Source organism: Pedobacter sp. NJ-S-72 (assembly GCF_053890575.1).
Genome location: NZ_CM132681.1, coordinates 3,023,772 through 3,044,354, shown reverse-complemented (window position 1 = coordinate 3,044,354; position 20,583 = coordinate 3,023,772). Strand labels below are relative to the sequence as shown.

Sequence of the window (20,583 nt, the reverse complement as noted above, 5' to 3'; positions counted from 1 at the left end):
ATATATTTTATGAAATCCTACTCGAAGTATTCTTTCATTTTTTCAAAGAAGCTCTTGTCATTTTTACCTGGCTGAGGTTTGAAATTAGGAGACTCACGAAGTTTCTCCAGCATATTCCGTTCTTCACTGCTCAGGGCTTTTGGTGTCCAGATATTCACATGAATGATCTGATCACCACGGTGATAAGAATTCACTTCAGGAATACCTTTAGCTTTCAGGCGTAATAACTTTCCGCTTTGTGTACCTGGTTCAATTTTGATTTTAGCTTTACCATCAATTGTTGGTACTTCGGCACTATAACCTAAAGCAGCATCAATGATACTTAAATGTAAATCATAAACGATATTGTTTCCTTCACGTTTCAATGTTTCGTGAGGGATCTCTTCAATCAGAATGATCAGATCACCCGGTATACCACCATTAGGGGCAGCATTACCTTTTCCGCTCATGCTTAACTGCATACCGTCACTTACACCCGCAGGAATATTGATTGTAATCGTTTCTTCGCCACGTACAGTTCCTTCACCATGACATGATGTACATTTAGAAGTAATCTGTGAACCAGCACCGTTACAGGTAGGACAAGTAGAAGTAGTCTGCATTTGTCCTAAAATGGTATTCGTTACTCTGCGAACAGAACCACTGCCACCACAAGTTTTACAAGTGCTGATAGATGATTTATCCTTAGCTCCCGAACCATCACAGGTTTTACAAACGATTTGTTTATTAACCTTTATTTTTTTCTCTGCGCCATGCGCGATTTCTTCAAGGGTAAGTTTGACTTTAATACGAAGATTAGAACCTTTAGCTACCCTTCTGCCGCTGCTGCGTTGTTGCTGCCCACCGAAAAAGCTATCGAAAGGACTGCCGCCACCACCGCCGCCATTACCAAAGATATCGCCAAACTGGCTGAATATATCTTCCATGTTCATGCCGCCGCCGCCATAACCGCCACCGCCTCCTGAAGCTCCACCAACCTCCTGCTGCATGACCATAATGATCATACCGTTGTTTTTTCTCCGGGTTGCTCAAAATCTCGTAAGCTTCAGCAGCTTCCTTAAATTTATCCTCAGCCGTATGGTCATCAGGGTTTTTGTCCGGATGGAACTTAATCGCCAGCTTTCTGTAAGCTTTCTTGATTTCTTCCGGAGAAGAACCTTTGCTTACACCAAGGATATCGTAATAATCTCTCTTACTCATAATTAACTACCTACAACTACTTTTGCAAAGCGTATAACTTTGTCATTTAAAGTGTATCCTTTTTCTAATTCATCTATAACTTTTCCTTTCAACTCTTCAGTTGGTGCAGGAACTTTCGTGATTGCTTCGTGGTGGTCTGTATCAAAAGCTAAATTGATACTTTCCATTTCTTTTAAGCCTTTCTGATTTAGAATGCTTTTAAGTTTAGTATGTACCAATTGAATTCCTTCGCGGATTGCATTAACATCAGTAGCATTTTCAGTTGCTTTATTAGCACGGTCAAAATCGTCCAGAACAGGAAGCATAGAAATAATTACATCTTTACCAGCAGTCTGTAAAAGCTCAACACGCTCTTTTTGGGTACGTCTCTTGAAATTGTCAAATTCAGCAAAAAGACGAAGATATTTATCGTTTAATGCTGCATTATCAAGCTTTAGTTGCTCTTCAGCAGAAATTTCCACAACAGGTTCTGTGATAGTATCCGCATTCGCGTCATCTGTAAGCTCTTTGTTCAACTGCTCTTCAGCAGTATTTTCCGTAATAGGATTTTCTGTATCGTTTGTTTTCTTCTTGCTAAACATGCTATAGTAGAATTTTATGATGCAAACTCAAAAGGTTTGCCAATGAAATATATCAGCCATGCTGTCAGTTTTGTTTGAACAAGACTGTACAGAATGGCTGAAAAGGAATTATTTTGTCAGGAATGGTCAGCTCTGTTGTAAACAGAACTTAGTTTATCGTTGCATCATCATGCACGATACCTGCTTCACATTTAATAATACGGGAAGGCAGGGACGGATGATATGATAATCATGCGTGGCCATTAATACGGCAGTGCCGCTCTGGCTGATTTGTTTTAATAGCAGAACAATTTCTTCGGATGTTTCAGGATCTAAATTTCCTGTAGGCTCATCAGCAAGAATAATGTCGGGGTTATTTAACAGGGAACGGGCAATAACTACACGCTGTTGTTCACCACCAGAAAGTTCATGCGGCATTTTTCTGATTTTTGAACGTAAGCCAACTTTCTCCAGTACATCTTTAATCCGTTCGTCGATCAGGTTTTTATCTTTCCAGCCGGTAGCTTTCAATACGAAATCAAGATTCTTTTCAATAGTGCGGTCTGTCAGTAACTGGAAATCCTGGAATACGATCCCTAATTTTCTGCGCAGGTAAGGAATATCCTTCTCTGCTAGTTTTTTAAGGTCGAAACCTGCAATTTCTCCCTCACCATTACCTATATGAAGTTCACCGTAAATAATTTTCAATAAACTGCTCTTTCCAGATCCGGTTTGTCCGATCAGGAATACAAATTCACCTTTATCTATGTTAAGATTAACATCAGAGAGTACAAGATGCTTTTGTTGAAATACATCTACGTTCTTTAAATTTATAACTGCGTTTCCTGCCATGTCTTAAATATCTAATTTTGCAATCTGACCAAATGGTAAATCTTTTACCATATCCATAATATAAGGAAGCTTATCACCCAGACCTAATTTTTCAAGTGATTTATCAGGCCGGTCTACCCTGAAATAGGCCAGTAAGGTGAATTTATCATCCCTCAGCTGGACGTAATCCGGGATTTTGGCAATACCTTTTACTTTGATTACATACATTTTGTTCAAAAATAGTGTTTCAAAATGAGAAAATATGAAGCTGGTATATTTTAATACCAGATAAATATCAATACTATAACTTATTTAGAAAGGTAATAGTATTGACGTTATCAGCATAATCCCATAACTGAGGATGCTGGCTTTGTCCAAAGGTCACTGAGTCCACATCCACATCCAGTCTTAAAGCAGTATTGGTAACTACACACTGTATATTATCCTGCATACCTTTAAGTTTCGCTGTAAGCTCATCCAGTGTTTTATATTTCTCAAAGAATAAAACAGCAAGGGGAGAGCAGAGACCTTCATCTTCTTTTAATAATAAAAAGCCATTATCAAAATGCTGAACCGTATTAACCAGGTAAATAGATTTGTTGTAATCGTAGTTATTATTGAATTTGAAATGGTTGATGATATCCTGATACTCTTCTAAAGGTTCAAAGAAATTTTTGATCTCATAATCTTCCGGCACATACATTTTGGAAACATTTCTGCAACCCAGACCGAAATAATCAAAAATATCATGACCAAGTAACTTAATATCCTCAATACTTTCATGACCATCCAGTACTGCAATGCTATTTCTGTTTTTTTTTGATGATGATATTAGGTACTTTGCCGAAGTAATAATCAAAGTATCTGGATGTATTGTTACTTCCAGTTGCAATAATCGCATCAAAAAAATCTTTCAATCTTTCTGCATAAACGATCCTGTCAGCTAAAAGAGGCTCAAATAAAACCAGTTGTTTCAGTAATGCAGGCAATAACTGGCTATCAGAAGATGAAAGTTTGATGATCGCTATATTTCCTGTAGCCAGAACAGATAAAATATCATGGAAACCTACTAATGGGATGTTTCCTGCAAGAATTAACCCCACTTTTTTTGGGTTCTGGCTCACAGTAATTTGTTCAAACCATTTTTCCAGGGCATTTAAATTAAGCATTTCCTGTAAGGAAGATAAAGATCTCTTTACCTCAGCTACAGTGAACCATGCATTATGGTTAGGTGCTGAATCAATAGTATTATTAAATTCATCGCTTGGGTGATTTAAGAAATCACTTAGTTTATGGAATGCAATAATTAACTTTTCAGCGGTAAGGATTGACATGTTTGAAGTAATTTTAAAGTATAAATGTTATATTTGCAAAGCAAAGGTAACTTTAGCAAATAGATTTATACGAAGACATGGCTATTAAAATAACAGACGAATGTATTAATTGCGGAGCATGTGAGCCTGAATGCCCGAATAATGCAATTTATGACGCAGGTACAGCCTGGAGATTTTCTGATGGAACCAATTTAAATGGTATCATCGATTTTGGTGATCAGGAAGTAGATGCTGGTGCGGCTCAGGAAGCAGGCTCTGACGAGGTATATTATATCGTTTCAGATAAGTGTACAGAGTGCAAAGGTTTTCATGATGAACCTCAGTGTGCGGCAGTATGCCCGGTAGATTGTTGTGTGGATGACGAAGATGTCCGCGAAACTGAAGAAGAGTTATTAAAGAAAAAAAAGCCTGGTTACACCAGGAAAACTAGTTCTTTAATTGTATATATAACAGAAAAGGACGCATTTGCGTCCTTTTCTGTTATATATAAAACCTTTTAAAGCTTATACATCCGCCTTATTAGGGATAATCAATACAGGACATGCAGATTTTCTGGCCACGTGTTCGGCTACACTTCCCATTAAAAGTGATACAACCCGGTTCTGCCATAGGTTCCAATCACAATCAGATCAGATCCCCATTCGTCAGACTGCTGAATAATGCCATGTGCCGCGGTGTCCACCACACTTAAATAAGTGGTTTTTATCCCATTACCATAAGTGTCTTCCATCTCTTTGAGCAGTTGATGGCTATTCTCTTCGCTATTATCATAACTTTCCAAAAATACCGGAGCTAAAGTAAGATCCTGGTTCATGGTTGCTGGCATAGGCTCAATAATATTGACCAGTGCTACCTCTGCGTCAAAATTCTTAGCCAGCTCATAGCCTGTTTTTGCTGCCTTTTCTGAGCAGGTGCTATTATCTACTGCGATTAATATCTTCTTGAGGTTCATAATTTTTAGCGTTAATGAATATAATACCAGTATAACAATTTTATGAATCAAATGTTTATCCTGCTTTTTTATAAATCACTATCAGTACTTTTACTTTTAGAAGAGCAGGTTCTTAGACCCTGTCTGTCTGAAACAAACTTAAAGCGCTTATTTCATTATGGAACAAACATTCGCAATTTGCAGGGTAGCTGTAGCTCCAATAAGGGCATCATCATCTGATAAAGCAGAGATCACGACCCAATTATTATTTGGAGATCAGGTAGAAGTATTGGAAAAAGCAGAACCCTGGTGGCGGATCCGTAATGCTTATGATGAATACGAGGGTTGGATAGATTTTAAGCAGTTAACCGAAATACCGGAAGCAGAATATACACAGGAACACACTACATTAGTGCCTTTAGGAGTTCTTAATGAAGTTATTGGAAGCGATGGAAGTGCTTATTATTTAGTCTCTTCAAGTAATTTGCCTTTCTATAAGGATGGTGTTTGTGAATTAGGTAAAGAAAAATTCAAGGTATTATTTCAGCCGCTGGTATTATCGGGAAAGGTTACCGCGGCGAGTTTGGCAAAATCGGCCGTGTTTTTTCAGAACGCACCCTATTTATGGGGAGGCCGGACAATATTTGGTATTGATTGTTCAGGATACGTACAGGCAGTTTTCAAGCTGGCAGGGATAAAGCTCAAAAGAGATGCCTCACAACAAGCAGAGCAAGGAGAAACCGTTAACTTTCTACCAGAAGCACAAACCGGAGATCTTGCTTTTTTTGACAATGCCGATGGGAAAATTATCCATGTAGGGCTCATGCTGAATGCGAATCAGATCATTCATGCTTCCGGAAAAGTAAGAATTGATCCGATTGATGACCAGGGAATTTATAATCCTGAACTGGGACGATATAGCCACAAGCTCAGGATTATTAAAAGATTTATAGATCCCATTCCCACACCATAACGAGTTTATCGTCACCGGTGGTTAATAAATATTTACCATCCTCACTCCAAACCAGTTTATTGATAGAATGGGTATGGCCATGAGTGCCTTTTTCAATACTCAGGATTTTATACAGTTTCAAATCATCGCTACCCCATAATTTGATACTTTTATCCTGACTAACCGTAGCAAAATAAGGCAGCAGGGCCGGATGAAAGGCAATGCCATAAATACTAAATAAATGTGCAGGAATAGTATGCTGAAGCTGGTAATCAGGCAATGACCAGAAATTTAGCTGTGCATCTCTTCCACCAGAAATCAGGTACTTGCTATCCGGAGAATACTGAACCGAAGTAACTGGCAAGGTGTGCTGTTCCAAAGTATGTAACAGACTATAGTCCGTCAGGTCATAAATACGTATGACGCCATCTTTGCAGCCAAAAGCAGCATGTAAACCATTAGAACTGACGGTAATTGCTCTTACTGTATCAGCAGAAACCCTGATCCGGTAAAGTAAAGACAGATTAGTTAATGACCATACTCCAACCGTCCCGTCTTCGCTGGCCGTTAAAAATTCCTGTTTTGCCGGAATTGTAACGATGTCAAATACAGGTTTTTCATGTGCCTGAAAATTAGCGGTTATCACTTCCCTGTCAAGGTCAAATATATTTAGTTCACCACTTCTCTGACCTACGAAAAGCTGGTTTTTATATTGATGAAGACTATAGACAGATGTTTTTACAGGCATCAGTACTTTTGAAAATGACATCTTTTCCAATGACCACTCCACCACACCTTTATCATTGCCGCCAGTAAAAAAAATCCCTGCTTTTCCGGAGTTAGCTAAGGCATACACAGGATTCTGATGACCACTAAGTGATCTTAAATGTTTCAGCATATCTAAAATTTAGCGATGTCTGCTTTCCAGGTTTACCCCTATATCAGCCAGTGTTTTGCCTTTTTCTCTCAGTAAAACCAATAAGTGAAAGATCAAATCAGAACTCTCATTCACAAAATCAACATCAGTTTCATTTAGTGCTGCAATAACAGTTTCAACCCCCTCTTCTCCAACTTTCTGCGCTATTTTATTCAGCCCTTTTTTGCGCAGTTTATTGATATAAGACTCTTCAGTAGGGTTATCATATCTATCATGGATGATTTTCTCCAGTTCAAAGATAAAGTTCTGACTAAAGTTGGTTTTAAAACAGCTCCTGCTACCTGTATGGCAGGTTGGGCCGACAGGGGTAACTTTAATCAATATGGTATCTTTATCACAATCGATATGTGTCTCTTTTACGTATAAAAAGTTACCGCTTTCTTCTCCTTTGGTCCATAAACGACTTTTAGAGCGGGAATAAAAAGTTACTTTCCCTTCCTGTTGTGTTTTAGTCCAGGCTTCCTGGTTCATATAACCCAGCATTAACACTTCCAATGTTTGTATATCCTGAATGATTACAGGAACCAATCCATCGGTTTTCTCAAAATCTATATTCATAACCTTACTGGTATGTTGTGTTTTTTTAATTCGTTTTTCAGGTGGGGGATAGGGATTTCACCAAAATGAAAGACCGATGCTGCTAATGCAGCATCTACACCTGTTGTAGTAAAAACTTCTGTGAAGTGTTCAACCTTTCCGGCACCACCGGAGGCGATCACAGGAATGTTGATCATTTTACTGATACTATCCAGCAGTTTACAGTCGAAACCCTGTTTCGTACCATCGTGATCCATTGAAGTCAATAGTATTTCACCAGCACCTAATTCTTCTGCTTGTTTAATCCAGTGTTCTGTTTCGATCTCAGTAATCAACCGGCCGCCGTTCAAATGTACCATGTTTCTGCCTGCAACCAGCTTGGTATCTACAGCCACCACTACAAACTGTACACCAAATACTTTGGCCAGGTCAGCGATTAGCTGCGGATTTTTAACAGCTGCAGAATTGATACTGATTTTGTCAGCTCCCGCATTCAGTAATGCTTCTGCATCAGCAATCTCTGTAATCCCCCCACCAATAGTAAAAGGGATATTGAGTTGTCTGGCTACCGATTTTACCATTTCTATCATCGTTTTACGACGTTCGTGGGTAGCAGTAATATCCAGGAATACCAATTCATCAGCACCTTGCTGTGCATATTGCCAGGCCAGTTCAACCGGATCACCGGCGTCTTTAAGGTCTACAAAATTAACGCCCTTTACTGTCCGTCCGTCTTTGACATCCAGACATGGAATTATACGTTTGCTTAACATCGCTTATAAAGATGTCATTGCTTTGAGGTTCCATTCTTTAATCTCTTCAATAGAGATGCGGTTTTCATAAATGGCTTTTCCAACTACGCAAGATCTGACTTCCAGTTTTGATAGTTCTTCAATATCTTCCATTGAGCTGATTCCACCAGATGCGATCAACTTGATAAACGGTGAATGTTCAAGTAATTTTTTATACAAATCAATAGCTGCACCACCTAATTTACCATCCTTGTTAATATCAGTACACAGGAACCTGAAAAAGCCTAATTGAAGACATTTATCAACGTAATCCATTAATTTGATTGGTGAGCTTTCCATCCAGCCTGAGTATTTAATCACTTCATCCAACACGTCAATAGCAATCACAATGCGGTTTGCATAATCATATTTTTTGCCAACTTCTTTGCTTAATTCGGACAGGAAATCAGGATTGGTAATCGCCTGTGTACCTACAATAACTCTGTGGATGCCGGCATCAAGCAGGTTGGTTACCTGTGCAATTGTACGGATACCACCGCCATACTGCACACGCATATCTGTTTTTTTGATAATATCAAAAAGCTCAACCTGGTTGCTGAAATCTCCTTTAGCACCGTTTAAGTCAATAATATGTATGAATTCTGTACCGTTAGACTTATAAGTTTCAATCATTTCAGCAATTGATACATCATATACTGTCTTTTGGTTATAGTCACCTTCTCTAAGGCGAACAACTTTACCATCTAAAATATCTATAGCGGGGATAATGTACATCTTGTTAGTTTAATTTTGAAAAGTTCAATAATAGTTGCTCACCTGCGGCACCAGATTTTTCAGGGTGAAACTGTACCCCGTAAAAATTATCTTTCTGTATCGCTGCAGAATATTGCAGGCCATAGGTCGCAGTCGCTATTTCAAAAATAGCGTTATATTCAATAAAGTACGAATGCACAAAGTAAAATTGTGTCTGATTTTCAACCCTTCGAATAGTAAATTGTTTTTGATCTCAATATTATTCCATCCCATATGGGGGATTTTAATACCAAGGTCTTTATCAAATAATTTTGTTTCGAGCGGAATAATATTCATTAATTCGGCATCACCTTCCTGCGAATGCGCTGTGAGCAATTGCATTCCTACACAAATGCCAAGGACAGGCTTTTTTAACTGCCTGATTGAGTCCACCAGTCCGGTCTGGTTTAGTTTCTCCATCGCTGCTCCTGCATGTCCTACACCCGGGATAATGATATGAGAGTACTGATCAAAATCATGCACAGTATTTATCATTCCATAACCAAGCCCGAGTCTTGATAAAGCGGAAGTCAGAGAGAAGATATTTCCTGCACCGTAATTAACTATTCCTATCATTTTATAATAAGCCTTTAGTACTTGGTAAAACTAACTTTTCTGCATCTCTTTTGATCGCCATTTTAATTGCTTTCGCGAAAGCCTTAAAAATAGATTCAATTTTATGATGTTCATTGTCTCCCTCAGCTTTAATATTGAGATTGCATTTTGCAGCATCACTAAACGATTTGAAAAAATGATAGAACATCTCTGTGGGTACATCACCTACTTTTTCGCGTTTAAATTCTGCATCCCATACAATCCAGTTCCGGCCCCCAAAATCAATAGCTACCTGCGCCAGGCAGTCATCCATCGGTAAACAAAAACCATAACGTTCTAAGCCCAGTTTATTACCTATAGCTTTGGCAAAAGCCTCACCCAATGCAATTCCGGTATCTTCAACAGTATGGTGTTCATCAATATGTAAATCACCTTTTGCAATGATATTCAAATCTACCCCGCCATGACGCGCAATCTGATCGAGCATGTGGTTAAAGAAATTTAAACCAGTTTCTATTTTGGCCTTTCCTGTTCCGTCAAGATTAAGGTCAATCTCAATATCAGTTTCGTTTGTTTTTCTGATATGGTGAAATTGTCTGCTTCCCGCACTCAGAAAAGTATATATATCAACCAGTTTTGAGTTTGCAGGGCGATTACCGAGGTCAGTGTTTCTGCTTTGTCAAGCATTTCTGCCGATCCTAATGTATCATTGTTTCTTAACCAGATTGCTTTCGCGCCCAGGTTTTTGGCCAGAACTACATCATTAATGCGGTCACCAATTACAAAAGAGCCTGCCAAATCATATTCACCAGTTAAAAAATGCTGTAACAAACCTGTGTTTGGTTTACGGGTAGGGGCATTTTCATGTGCAAAAGTTTTATCAATAATGACTTCAGAAAAAACTACACCTTCACCCGCAAAAGTATCCAGAACAAGATTGTGGATTGGCCAGAAATTAGTTTCCGGGTGTGAATCTGTACCTAAACCATCCTGGTTAGTTACCATAACCAATTCAAAATCCAGCTCTGCAGCTATTTTAGCCATATAATACAGAGATCTTGGGTAAAATTTAAGCTTTGAAAATGAATCAACCTGCTCATCTTCTGGTTCAGTAATCAGTGTGCCATGCATCACGGTCTATGAAAAGTATCTTCTTCATGATTAGTTAGTTAACGATTTTAAAGCAGTTAATAGTATCTCGTTTTCTGCCGGAGTTCCAACAGTAATTCTCAGGCAGCCTTCACAAAGGGTCACTTTTGCACGGTTACGTACAATAATACCCCGGTCAACCAGCGCATCATAAGTTGCATTTGCATCATCTACTTCTACCAGAATGAAGTTTGCGTCAGAAGGATAAACTTTTCTGACCATAGCTAAATCCAGTAGTGCTTTACCAAGCAATTCCCGCTCTGCCACTGTAATTTTAATCCAGTCATTCACCTGCCCGATATTTTGGAGCGCAGCTAAGGCGAGATCCTGTGTAGACTGACTGATGTTATAAGGTGCTTTTACTTTGTTCAGAATGTCAATGACGATGCTTGAAGCAAAGGCCATACCCAGGCGTAATCCTGCCAGGCCCCATGCTTTAGAAAAAGTCTGCAACACCACTAATTGAGGGTATTCAGTTAGCTCTGTATGAATGTTCGCTGTTTAGCGAAATTAATATAAGCCTCATCAATCACAACCAGTCCATTGAAATTGGCCAGTACAGTTTCAATATCTGTACGCACAATAGAATTTCCGGTCGGATTATTTGGCGAGCAGATGAAAATCAGCTTTGTATTTGCATCAATCGCTTCCGCTATTCCTTCCAGGTCTAACTGGAAATTCGGCAATAAGTTCACTTTACGGATTTCCACATCATTGATATTCGCAGAAACTTCATACATACCATAGGTAGGCGGAAGGATGATCACGTTGTCTTTTCCAGGGGTACAGAAAGCACGGAACAAAAGGTCTATAGCTTCATCGCTGCCATTCCCTAAAAAAGTATTTTCAATCGGTACGCCTTTTATTTTACTGATCGCATCCTTAAGATCCAGTTGTAAAGGATCAGGATAACGATTAAAGTTTTCCGGTAAAGGAGAGCCGTAGCTATTTTCATTTGCATCTAAAAAAACACTTGCCTGACCTGACCTTTGTACTCATCTCTTGCAGTAGAGTAGGGGCGAAGGGTTTTGATGTTTTCACGTTGTAGGTTTTTAATATCCATCTGATGATTTTAAACGAATGGTGATTGCATTTTTGTGTGCCTGAAGCCCTTCTGCGGCTGCAAGAATTTCTACAGTGGGGCCAATAGCCACCAAACCCTGGGGGCTGATTTGCTGGAAAGTGATTTTTTTGATAAAAGAATCAATAGAAACACCTGAATAGGCTTTAGCAAAACCACTTGTAGGTAAAGTATGGTTCGTACCCGAGGCATAGTCTCCGGCACTTTCAGGAGTCAGGTTCCCAAGAAAAACAGAGCCTGCATTGATAATCTGTGGAATTAGTTCCTGAAAATTAACTGTAGCCAGGATTAAGTGTTCCGGTGCATAGGTATTACTGAAAGCCATTGCCTGGGTCTTGTTTTCTACTAACACAGCATAAGAGTTCGCAATAGCCTGGGCTGCAATATCCTTTCTTGGTAAGTCGTTCAGTTGAAGTTCGATTTGTTTGCTGGTCTTCTCAATAAGATCTGCTGAGGTCGATATTAAGATCGCCTGGCTATCTGTTCCATGTTCAGCCTGAGCTAAAAGATCGGAAGCGACAAAAGCCGGATTGGCAGTTTCGTCTGCAATAACTAATACTTCAGATGGGCCGGCCGGCATGTCAATCGCTGTGATACCTGACGCTAAAACCTGTTGTTTAGCCTGGGTTACATAGCGGTTTCCAGGGCCAAAAATCTTGTAAACTTTGGGTACACTTTCAGTACCAAATGCCATGGCTGCAATAGCCTGGGCACCACCCACTAAAAAGATCTTTTCGATGCCTAAAAGCTGGGCGCAATAGGCCAGAAAACAATTGGTTTTTCCGTCTTTTTGAGGAGGCGAACAAACTATGATTTCTTTGCATCCTGCTAATTTTGCTGGTATGCCAAGCATCAAAAAAGTACTTGGTAAAACAGCTGTTCCACCAGGGATATACAAGCCCACGCGTTCTATCGCTCTGGACTCCCGCCAGCAGGAAACGCCGGGCATAGTCTCAACCTTTGCTTCCTGAATAATCTGCGCTGCGTGGAATTTTTTGATATTCGCATAAGCAGTATCAATTGCAATCCGGGCATCATCAGGAATCGTCGAGGCAATCTTTGCGATTTCCTCTTTTGCTATGAAAAGCTGATCCAGATTTACCTTGTCAAATTGTAAGGCATAATCTTTTAATGCCTGATCTCCTGTTGCCTTTACCTGCCCGATTATATCTTTTACTCTTTCTGCAATGCTCGCATCATCAGCTAGTTGTCTTAAACAGAGTTCTTCAATATTCTGTTCAGATAAATCAGTATACTTATAGAGTTTCAATGTTTTATATTTTTATGTTAACTAATAGTTAACGGTAAAAAGAGATTTTGTTGATTAAAAGAGGGGGCTATGAAATGATTTTTTCAATCGGCATAACCACAATTCCCTCAGCACCAGCAGCTTTCAGGCTATTGATCTTTTCCCAGAAATCTTGTTCTGCAATTACCGAATGCACAGCTACCCAGTCTTCTTCAAAAAGAGGTACGATCGTAGGGCTTTTAACTCCCGGAAGTAAACTTACTACTTTTGCCAGATTTGATTTTGCGACATTCAATACAACATATTTTGTCTCTTTGGCGCGCAGTACTGAACGGATTCTTTGCAGTAATTCAATTACATCTTCGTTCAATTCCAGGCCTTTACTGGCAATCAGAACAGCCTCAGATTTCATGACTTCACCGAAAGGTTTCAGACCATTGCTTTTTAAAGTTCCACCTGTAGAAACAATATCACAGATCGCATCACTCAGGCCTAAGCCCGGGCCAATTTCTACCGATCCTGAAATGGTACGGACTACTGCACTTACTTCGTTATCATCCAGATATTTTTGAAGGATTACCGGGTAAGAAGTAGCGATCACTTTACCTTCCAGTCCGTTTACATCAGTGATGTCACTGTCATTGGGAACAGCAATTTTCGCGTACATTTTCCGAAGCCTAATTTTTGAAGATAGGTGACATCTGCATTAACTTCTGTGATTACATTTTCGCCAACAATACCCAGATCGGCAATGCCATCCTGAACATATTCCGGAATGTCATCATCTCTCAGAAATAAGATTTCTAAAGGAAAATTTGTAACAGTTGATATTAATGAGCTTTTGTAGTTTTCGAATGATAGACCACAATTTTTAAGAATCTCTACGGATTTTTCGTTTAGCCTTCCAGATTTCTGGATAGCAATTTTAAGTGTTTTCAATTGATTGAAATTATTGAATGAAACAGGAAAATAATTCGGAAACAAGTCTTGAAGTACAAAACATTAAATATCTATCGCCATAACTGGCGATGGTACAAATGTGAGTGATGGTTCAAAATATTGTTCATAATCTATGTCTCTATTCAATAATGCGTTGCACACTGAGTTCCACAAATATATAGATAGAATTGACAAATCAAAAATATATGGCATTTTATTTGATTACCATGCTCGAACACTCGCTTAACTAAGCTCAATTTATTTAAATATCGCTCATTTTGAAAAAAGCACTAACACTAATTTTACCTCTTTGTATCTTTTTATCGTCCTGTAACTGGTTTAAAACCACACCAGAGGTCGGTATCATCCTATCTGAACATTTTAAGAATAAACTTTATAAAGAATTTGATACCGCGGCTTATAATGTAGTTTTTAACCGTCACCTCGATTCATTACAGTCTAAATTAAGTAATCCTAAAGTAATCGGTAATTTTTATGCAAATAATGACCGTAAAAATTTGCTGGTTACCCGATTCTATGCAAACGGGGAATTAGATACCCTGAAAAGTTATCTTGAAAATAGTAAAGCACATGGGTTTAACCCCGAAATATTCCGTTACAAAGAGCTTGCTCAATTGTTGTCGGGCTTATCAGATAATAAGTTTAAATCTATCAGTGAGGTTTATCCGGTTCTTGCTGATCTGGAGCTTTATGCTGCTGCTTCTTCGCTGCTTAAATATGACACATTTGTTGGTTATGGCAGTGTTAATCCCAAAAAAGTACTCAATAGATATTATGTAACTACCAGCAGACCAGATAGTGCAGCAATGAATAAAGTACTAGAGACAAAAAGTCTGTCTAAACTGTTGAAAAGTGTACAGCCTGATACTGAAAACTACAGAGCATTACAACGCACATTAGCTGCATTGGAGAAAGATCCATCCCGTAATAGCTTGGCGATTAAAGCAATTGAAGTGAACATGGAAAGATCCAGATGGAAAATTCCGGGTTTAAGTTCTGAATATGTTGAGGTAAATATTCCTGATTTTTCCCTTACCTGGTTTAAAGAGCAGGACACGGTGACGCATATGAAGGTTTGTGTGGGCTCGAGACGTGAAAAGGCTTATGATGAAAAAATGAAAGTTTATTCAAAAACCCATTCACCGGATGATAAGCCTAAAAATCATCAGACACCAATTCTGTTAAGTAAGTTTAGCGCTATCGAGGTTAATCCTGTTTGGAATATCCCGGTTAGTATTGCTAAGAATGAGATTTATTATCAGGCCAGCAGAGATCCTTATTATTTATCAAATAATAATATGAGGGTATATTATAAAGGCAAACTGGTTAATGATACGGATACTATACAATGGGGAAAGTATTCAAGAGAGAAATTGCCTTTTCAGTTTAAACAGGGTTCTGGTTCTGGTAATGCATTAGGTAAGTTCAAGTTTATGTTTGATAATGGTGCGAGTATTTATTTACATGATACCAATAATAAATCGGCATTTAGTTTGGCTAGCCGCGCAATAAGCCACGGATGTGTAAGGGTAGAAAGACCTTTGGAGTTTGCACAGAAAATGGTGCATAACAATTCTGAGTACGATCAATTGCGAATGGAAGTCAACCTGCCACCTGTAGATACAACAAAAATGGGGATCTATAGAAAAAAGCTGGCAAAGAAAGCAGATACGCTGAATGTGTTTCAGTTGAAACCGAAAATGGTTTGGTACAAGGAAAAACATTTCGGTGTTTATCAATTACAAAACGGCATGGGCTGAAAACGGCAGAATTGAGTACCGTAATGATGTTTATGGTCTTGATGATGACTTGTATTCAGCAATGAAAAAATATCTGTAAGAATTTATTGGAGAGCGGTTAGCCATATCACTTTATGTTAAGGTAGGGTGACGATCGCTGTGAATCTACGAGGATTCTATGACGGTTCAATAGTGAATCCACCTATTTTCAGAAAAAGGCGGACTCACTGTGGACCCGACGTGGACTTGACGTGGACTCACACGGATGTTCGTCCGAACGTGGTACGTTCGTCTATAATTTTTTCTTATCTTCATAAAACCTTCAGATATTAAGGTTTATGGCAAAAGATGAAATGATCTTGTATAGAAAAGCACGGGACTATGGCACTTCTTCCTGTATGGCCGGCCTGTTGTTGTTTACATTTCTTGCGATGATCATTATTTCTTGCTTTTCGAGAGAGAAAGGGGCCTTATACATCTCCCTTTATGCTGCGGCAGGACTCACTTTTATATTAGTGATGATAAAAAATAATGGCTTATGCAGCTGAGCACGAAGCAAAAATAATGTTGTTAACAGTAAATGGAGAGGGACTTCGCTATCATGCGCATACAACCCTTATCCAGTGGAAAGTAATAACCGATATACAAATTATTGACCGTCAGCTTTCGGTTTCTGTTGGAGGATCGCCTGCATTGGATTTTACGCTGAATTTACTGGATACTGATCTGCAGGAAACTTTTGACGATTTCTGCGAGTTGCTTAACCGGTATTATTCTCCCCGGAAGATTTATCTCTATGAGACTTTGGTTTCCTGTGGTTGTTAAATAATTCATGATGAAACCTGTATTCACAACTATACCGCCGGACGAAGGATATCAGGATTATACCGTAAACCCGCTGTGGCAACGGATTTATGCCTATTCGCCGGATAACGAAGATTTCGCAATCCCCTTCTCCCGGAAATTAGCGGTTACAGAAGGCTGGACAAGGCGGTTTACTTTGCTGGCGATTGTTGAGTATAAACGTTTTGTGTATCTCTGCTGCATATCGCAGAACGGGGCATCGCCTTCTGTTGTGGTGGATAAAGTCTGGCATATGCACCTGTTATACACGATAGAATATTGGAAAAAATTCTGTCCTCAGGTTCTTGGCCGGGAACTGCACCATTACCCCAACGTAGGTGGTATCATAGAATACAATAAGCACCAGGATTGGTATCTGGAAACATTGAAACTTTATCTGCTTATTTTTAAAGAAAATCCTCCTCCTGATTTCTGGAGGATACCTAAGGAGATTTTGCCGCATTTATTAGATAAGAAAATTGATACTGTCTTGCAAAACAGCAAGAGGTTGCTATATAACAAGATTACAGGTATTATACGTGTATTCCGGTTCTCCCGGTATCTATGATGGGATATTATTAATAACGTAAGAGAAAGTTTAAAACAGGAAAAATATTTACGTGTAAAATTTAGTCCCCGCATTTAACTGCCAAATAAATTGCAGTATCTTGGTGCCTTTAAAAATAACAGATAATGAAAATAACCTTTATAAGGCATTCAAAAGTATTATTTAACTGGGGAAAACTTTATAATACAAATTCATTTGATCTAGCTTGTCAGGAGTATGACCTTTCTCCGGTTCAAGCGGGAGAAAAAATGAGAATTGAAAGGCAATCTGTATATATAAGTAACCTGATAAGAACCGAGGCGACCGCCAAAAATCTCTTTCAAGAGGAAATTGAAGTAATAAAAACAGACCTCTTAAATGAAATCCCTTTAAAACCCTTTATCAATACAAGACTACAACTTCCAACAATAATATGGATGGTTTTGGGTAGGTTACAATGGTATTTTAATCATTCAACTCAACCGGAAACTAGAAAAAACTCCAAAGAGCGAATAAACAATTTTTTAGATCATGTTTTATGTAAGAAACAGGACTGTGTTATTATTGGACATGGTGGTTCTACTTTGCACAGATGGTTAATCAAATGAAAAAAAGAGCAATTAGCGGAGATATGAGGAAAAGACTAAAAAATGAAGAATTAAGGGTATTTGTCGCAGATTGTGGTTTATCAATTCCGTCGTAATTTTATATCTTTTTTTTAATCGGCCCCAATCATTTTTTTATGTCTGGAACCTACAACCCGGCAATAGCGATCCGGTCAAACTACAAATGCTATTTTCCAAACTACGTAATATCAGTTAAGAAATAAAATTATTTATGATCTCTTAATTCTCTGATTTTTTCTAGTTCAATTACGTCTATTTGATCTTTTGGTCTGTTTACAGCTTTTTTATTAGCTATTAATTGGTTGATATGTAAAAAAGGAACTTTTACATCTTCAAAGGCCGCAATAGATGCGAGGCCAAGACATTCCAAAAAAGAAAGAGATTCCAGTCCTTTCATAGATGTCATAATATCCAGTTCGATTGCATTATCTATATAGATACTTGTCCATCCGGGTACGAATTCCATCGTTTCAAAAGAAGGAAAATCACCATAATCTAATTCATTAAATGCAGCTCTAAGGTTTTTTCTATTCTCTAAGGTATCAATTGGCATCGCCTTTAAATTATAATTTACATTGATTTAAAAATAGTTTCTCCCCTTCGTAACATCTCACAAGCGTTTTCAAAGCTGAACAGGTATTCTTTTATATCCTTATCGAAAGGAATCACTGAGGTTTTCAAAGGAGATTCCGATAACTCATCTTCATCTTTAAAGCTATCATTGACAAGCTGTGCTTCAAATCCGGTCACACTATCAACAGGATCAAAACTATAACATACCCCACTGGTAGAACCAATTACTTCAATTCGGTACATAAATCCATTCAACAGGTAGGCGGTGGTCAGATTGCCTTTTACCTGCAGCGTACCGCCAGGCTCTCCAAAATAACCAAATACAGTATTACCAATGGTCACATTTCCTTCTACAACGAGATCCAGCCAACCGGATAAAAAAACAGATTATCTGCATACAGATCGCCAGTGATGTACACAAATTGCGGCAGCGCCTCTATACACTGTCCAGCATCCAAATTACCCTTTATGGTCAGATTACCATTCACTATGATATTCCTGGTTTTAGTCTGAGCAGTAGATACCAGTTCCGAATAGTCAATAATCAAATCACCGTCTATGAAAGTATCACCAGAATATACACAAAAATTGCGGAGCTCAGAATTATATAAGTATTTGTTCACATCATTAAAAAAGCCAGGTGAGAACCGCGTTTCCACCGTTTCCCAAGGAACAATATTATACATCTCGCCATCCGGCTCCTTTCCTTTAGAAGATAACAAAGTTCCGGCTGTATTCAAGTATTCAAGGTACTCAGGCTCCGTTATAGAAATGTATCCTTGCCTCAATAACCTATCCAGGAAGCTAACAGACATCCTATCATCTTTCTCTGATGTTTCCAGTATACCCGATATCATCCGAAATTCCTTCATTTCCAAATTTTTGTTTCCCCTCAACAATTTCTGAGGCACTTAAAAGTCTTATTTTGTCGGGCTTCTTAAGGATGAAATATTTCATATTAAAGTAGTTGCTTCACAGTTTTATCTTGTAATAAGTAATACACCTTCACCAAAGATATGATTATCAAAAGAAGTTCCAAAAGGACAACAAGATCACTGCTTTATAAAGTCTGCAACAACATTTATTTTGTACGTTTTTAACTGCAATTGCTATTAATAAAAACACTAAAAACGCGTCAAAATTGGGCGTTATTTTTTTAATTAATAAGCTTGTATCAGCACTTCAGCCGGAATATGGAGGATATCAGTTAATTTTCGAATCATAGAAAGGCTTAGCTTTCTTTTTCCTGATAAAACTTCAGACTTTCTTGAGCGTGTACCCAACAAGTCACTCAATTCGTTTTCAGATAAGTTCATCTGTTCCATTCGAAACTTTATGGCTTCTATTGGATTTGGATAAGACATGGGGTAATGTACCAATTCATATTCCTTAATCAATAAGCTTAAGATTTCCAATTCGTCAGAAGTTTCAGAACTTTCTACAATATCAGTTTGCATCAACTCATATACGTGAGCTAGAGCATTGTCGTATTCTTTCTCAGTCTTAATTGGTTTTAACATAACTAATTGTTTTAGCATTTATTTTATCATATTGTTTATGCGAGCCAAACCATACTACAAATACAATTTTAAGCCTGTATTCTATATCTACGATTAAGCGGTAACTATTGCCGTGAATATTAAATACAACTCTTTTTTCACTAAGTATGGAGGCATTTTTGTATTGAGCTTTTAATTCATTCGGATTATTCCATAACGCAGAAACAGCTTCTTCATGCCAACTTAATAACGCTTGTTCTGCTTGATGGAATTCCTCAATGTAATCTTTTAGAGTCTTTATCGCTATCACTCGCATATTTAACAAATATACAGAATTGTTCCCGTTTTGGGAACAATTCTGTATATTAATTTTTTATTCCCAATTATAATGACCTTAGAAATTCAATAAACAATATTGCTTACTCTTTTAAAACCCATTGGGAAATCAAATGTTATATGACAGACATCCTAATGGCTGCAAGAAAGGTTGACATTGTTTTCATCCAGCTGACGATTGCGCATGTGACGACTGTGAACGACCACACTCTTGCAGACTTTTAAAAAGTCGTATTATGAATAAATTGATCACAGTTAGATTAAACTAGGCTTTATTCTCGTTAATATTTTTAATGCAAAATGCCTCAATTTGCATTGAGGCATTTCGTAATCCCGCTGGGATTTGCGATCTAACTAAGATAAACTGCTCTAAGTTTTAATTTTGGCCGGATATCCTCAGATTCTGGTTACAGGTCATATCCATTACAAGAGAAAAGAAATTACCAGATATAATGTGGAACATTGTTAAATTAAGAATGATCTAATTTACTAATAATCTAATTCTGTTGAATCCGTATTTCAAAGAAGGGCACAGGACTTATATATTGTAAAATTTCATAATAATTTATTATATTAGAGTAGGCAAATTAATTAGTCTGT

At 38.1% G+C, this 20,583-nt stretch carries 20 protein-coding genes and 8 pseudogenes; 7 read left to right on the top strand and 21 right to left on the bottom strand.

Features of this window, described 5'->3' with window-relative positions:
* Window positions 1-17: 17 nt before the first annotated feature.
* The 6 genes and pseudogenes from dnaJ to ACWYN3_RS20420 all read right to left on the bottom strand — a co-directional run bounded on the left by dnaJ (window position 18) and on the right by ACWYN3_RS20420 (window position 3,925).
* Window positions 18-1,200: pseudogene (gene dnaJ / locus ACWYN3_RS20445) on the bottom strand (molecular chaperone DnaJ).
* Between the two features lie 2 nt (window positions 1,201-1,202).
* On the bottom strand, window positions 1,203-1,781 hold the full coding sequence (locus ACWYN3_RS20440; protein ID WP_456222771.1) for a nucleotide exchange factor GrpE: 579 nt from the start codon (window positions 1,779-1,781) through the stop codon (window positions 1,203-1,205).
* Between the two features lie 148 nt (window positions 1,782-1,929).
* Window positions 1,930-2,612, bottom strand: a pseudogene (locus ACWYN3_RS20435) (cell division ATP-binding protein FtsE).
* A 3-nt stretch (window positions 2,613-2,615) separates the two neighbouring features.
* Complete coding sequence (locus ACWYN3_RS20430) at window positions 2,616-2,819, bottom strand: fructose-6-phosphate aldolase (protein WP_068395172.1); 204 nt, start codon at window positions 2,817-2,819, stop codon at window positions 2,616-2,618.
* Between the two features lie 73 nt (window positions 2,820-2,892).
* Complete coding sequence (locus ACWYN3_RS20425; RefSeq protein ID WP_456222770.1) at window positions 2,893-3,450, bottom strand: hypothetical protein; 558 nt, start codon at window positions 3,448-3,450, stop codon at window positions 2,893-2,895.
* Entirely contained in the window at window positions 3,395-3,925 is a 531-nt protein-coding gene (locus ACWYN3_RS20420; RefSeq protein WP_456222769.1) for an acyl-CoA reductase, read from the bottom strand. Before ACWYN3_RS20420 ends, ACWYN3_RS20425 begins: the two co-directional genes overlap by 56 nt.
* A 77-nt stretch (window positions 3,926-4,002) precedes the next feature.
* On the opposite strand from ACWYN3_RS20420, the pseudogene ACWYN3_RS20415 reads away from it, so the two are divergent.
* Window positions 4,003-4,355: pseudogene (locus tag ACWYN3_RS20415) on the top strand (4Fe-4S dicluster domain-containing protein).
* 73 nt (window positions 4,356-4,428) lie between these two features.
* Here the strand turns inward: ACWYN3_RS20415 and ACWYN3_RS20410 are convergent.
* Window positions 4,429-4,877 (bottom strand): annotated as a pseudogene (locus ACWYN3_RS20410) (universal stress protein).
* 157 nt (window positions 4,878-5,034) lie between these two features.
* Here ACWYN3_RS20410 and ACWYN3_RS20405 point away from each other — a divergent pair.
* Window positions 5,035-5,829 carry a C40 family peptidase gene (locus tag ACWYN3_RS20405; protein ID WP_456222768.1) on the top strand — a complete coding sequence of 265 codons (795 nt, stop codon included), beginning with the start codon at window positions 5,035-5,037 and terminating at the stop codon, window positions 5,827-5,829.
* Here ACWYN3_RS20405 and ACWYN3_RS20400 read toward each other — a convergent pair.
* From ACWYN3_RS20400 to hisG, 9 genes and pseudogenes are all read right to left on the bottom strand, one after another.
* Window positions 5,804-6,706, bottom strand: a complete 903-nt coding sequence (locus tag ACWYN3_RS20400; RefSeq protein ID WP_456222767.1) for a WD40 repeat domain-containing protein — start codon at window positions 6,704-6,706, stop codon at window positions 5,804-5,806. The two genes, ACWYN3_RS20405 and ACWYN3_RS20400, sit on opposite strands and share 26 nt — an antisense overlap.
* A 9-nt stretch (window positions 6,707-6,715) precedes the next feature.
* Entirely contained in the window at window positions 6,716-7,303 is a 588-nt protein-coding gene (gene hisIE / locus ACWYN3_RS20395) for a bifunctional phosphoribosyl-AMP cyclohydrolase/phosphoribosyl-ATP diphosphatase HisIE (protein WP_456222766.1), read from the bottom strand.
* Window positions 7,300-8,055, bottom strand: a complete 756-nt coding sequence (gene hisF / locus ACWYN3_RS20390; protein ID WP_456222765.1) for an imidazole glycerol phosphate synthase subunit HisF — start codon at window positions 8,053-8,055, stop codon at window positions 7,300-7,302. Before hisF ends, hisIE begins: the two co-directional genes overlap by 4 nt.
* A 3-nt stretch (window positions 8,056-8,058) precedes the next feature.
* Window positions 8,059-8,808 carry a 1-(5-phosphoribosyl)-5-[(5-phosphoribosylamino)methylideneamino]imidazole-4-carboxamide isomerase gene (gene hisA / locus ACWYN3_RS20385; RefSeq protein ID WP_456222764.1) on the bottom strand — a complete coding sequence of 250 codons (750 nt, stop codon included), beginning with the start codon at window positions 8,806-8,808 and terminating at the stop codon, window positions 8,059-8,061.
* A 4-nt stretch (window positions 8,809-8,812) separates the two neighbouring features.
* Window positions 8,813-9,402 (bottom strand): annotated as a pseudogene (gene hisH, locus ACWYN3_RS20380) (imidazole glycerol phosphate synthase subunit HisH).
* Between the two features lies 1 nt (window position 9,403).
* A pseudogene (hisB, locus tag ACWYN3_RS20375) lies at window positions 9,404-10,540 on the bottom strand (bifunctional histidinol-phosphatase/imidazoleglycerol-phosphate dehydratase HisB).
* Window positions 10,541-10,542: 2 nt separating this feature from the next.
* Window positions 10,543-11,593: pseudogene (gene hisC, locus ACWYN3_RS20370) on the bottom strand (histidinol-phosphate transaminase).
* Window positions 11,583-12,881 carry a histidinol dehydrogenase gene (gene hisD / locus ACWYN3_RS20365; RefSeq protein ID WP_456222763.1) on the bottom strand — a complete coding sequence of 433 codons (1,299 nt, stop codon included), beginning with the start codon at window positions 12,879-12,881 and terminating at the stop codon, window positions 11,583-11,585. Before hisD ends, hisC begins: the two are co-directional and overlap by 11 nt.
* Before the next feature lie 67 nt (window positions 12,882-12,948).
* Window positions 12,949-13,799 (bottom strand): annotated as a pseudogene (hisG, locus tag ACWYN3_RS20360) (ATP phosphoribosyltransferase).
* 278 nt (window positions 13,800-14,077) lie between these two features.
* On the opposite strand from hisG, the gene ACWYN3_RS20355 reads away from it, so the two are divergent.
* The 5 genes from ACWYN3_RS20355 to ACWYN3_RS20335 all read left to right on the top strand — a co-directional run bounded on the left by ACWYN3_RS20355 (window position 14,078) and on the right by ACWYN3_RS20335 (window position 17,557).
* On the top strand, window positions 14,078-15,580 hold the full coding sequence (locus ACWYN3_RS20355) for a L,D-transpeptidase family protein (protein ID WP_456222762.1): 1,503 nt from the start codon (window positions 14,078-14,080) through the stop codon (window positions 15,578-15,580).
* A gap of 317 nt (window positions 15,581-15,897) precedes the next feature.
* Window positions 15,898-16,107, top strand: coding sequence for a hypothetical protein (locus ACWYN3_RS20350; RefSeq protein WP_456222761.1), 210 nt, complete (start codon window positions 15,898-15,900; stop codon window positions 16,105-16,107).
* The gene (locus ACWYN3_RS20345) at window positions 16,091-16,384 is read left to right on the top strand and encodes a hypothetical protein (protein WP_456222760.1); all 294 of its coding nucleotides are present in this window, start codon (window positions 16,091-16,093) and stop codon (window positions 16,382-16,384) included. Before ACWYN3_RS20350 ends, ACWYN3_RS20345 begins: the two co-directional genes overlap by 17 nt.
* Before the next feature lie 7 nt (window positions 16,385-16,391).
* On the top strand, window positions 16,392-16,970 hold the full coding sequence (locus ACWYN3_RS20340; RefSeq protein ID WP_456222759.1) for a glycine-rich domain-containing protein: 579 nt from the start codon (window positions 16,392-16,394) through the stop codon (window positions 16,968-16,970).
* Between the two features lie 125 nt (window positions 16,971-17,095).
* A complete protein-coding gene (locus ACWYN3_RS20335) occupies window positions 17,096-17,557 on the top strand; it encodes a histidine phosphatase family protein (RefSeq protein WP_456222758.1) in 462 nt (153 codons plus the stop codon).
* A 223-nt stretch (window positions 17,558-17,780) separates the two neighbouring features.
* Here ACWYN3_RS20335 and ACWYN3_RS20330 read toward each other — a convergent pair whose 3' ends face one another.
* The 5 genes from ACWYN3_RS20330 to ACWYN3_RS20310 form a co-directional block, all read right to left on the bottom strand.
* Window positions 17,781-18,128 carry a hypothetical protein gene (locus tag ACWYN3_RS20330; RefSeq protein WP_456222757.1) on the bottom strand — a complete coding sequence of 116 codons (348 nt, stop codon included), beginning with the start codon at window positions 18,126-18,128 and terminating at the stop codon, window positions 17,781-17,783.
* A gap of 17 nt (window positions 18,129-18,145) precedes the next feature.
* The gene (locus ACWYN3_RS20325) at window positions 18,146-18,490 is read right to left on the bottom strand and encodes a hypothetical protein (protein ID WP_456222756.1); all 345 of its coding nucleotides are present in this window, start codon (window positions 18,488-18,490) and stop codon (window positions 18,146-18,148) included.
* 8 nt (window positions 18,491-18,498) lie between these two features.
* Window positions 18,499-19,020, bottom strand: coding sequence for a hypothetical protein (locus ACWYN3_RS20320; RefSeq protein ID WP_456222755.1), 522 nt, complete (start codon window positions 19,018-19,020; stop codon window positions 18,499-18,501).
* Window positions 19,021-19,308: 288 nt separating this feature from the next.
* The gene (locus ACWYN3_RS20315; protein WP_456222754.1) at window positions 19,309-19,605 is read right to left on the bottom strand and encodes a helix-turn-helix domain-containing protein; all 297 of its coding nucleotides are present in this window, start codon (window positions 19,603-19,605) and stop codon (window positions 19,309-19,311) included.
* A 46-nt stretch (window positions 19,606-19,651) separates the two neighbouring features.
* Window positions 19,652-19,963, bottom strand: coding sequence for a type II toxin-antitoxin system HigB family toxin (locus tag ACWYN3_RS20310; RefSeq protein ID WP_456222753.1), 312 nt, complete (start codon window positions 19,961-19,963; stop codon window positions 19,652-19,654).
* Between the last annotated feature and the right edge of the window lie 620 nt (window positions 19,964-20,583).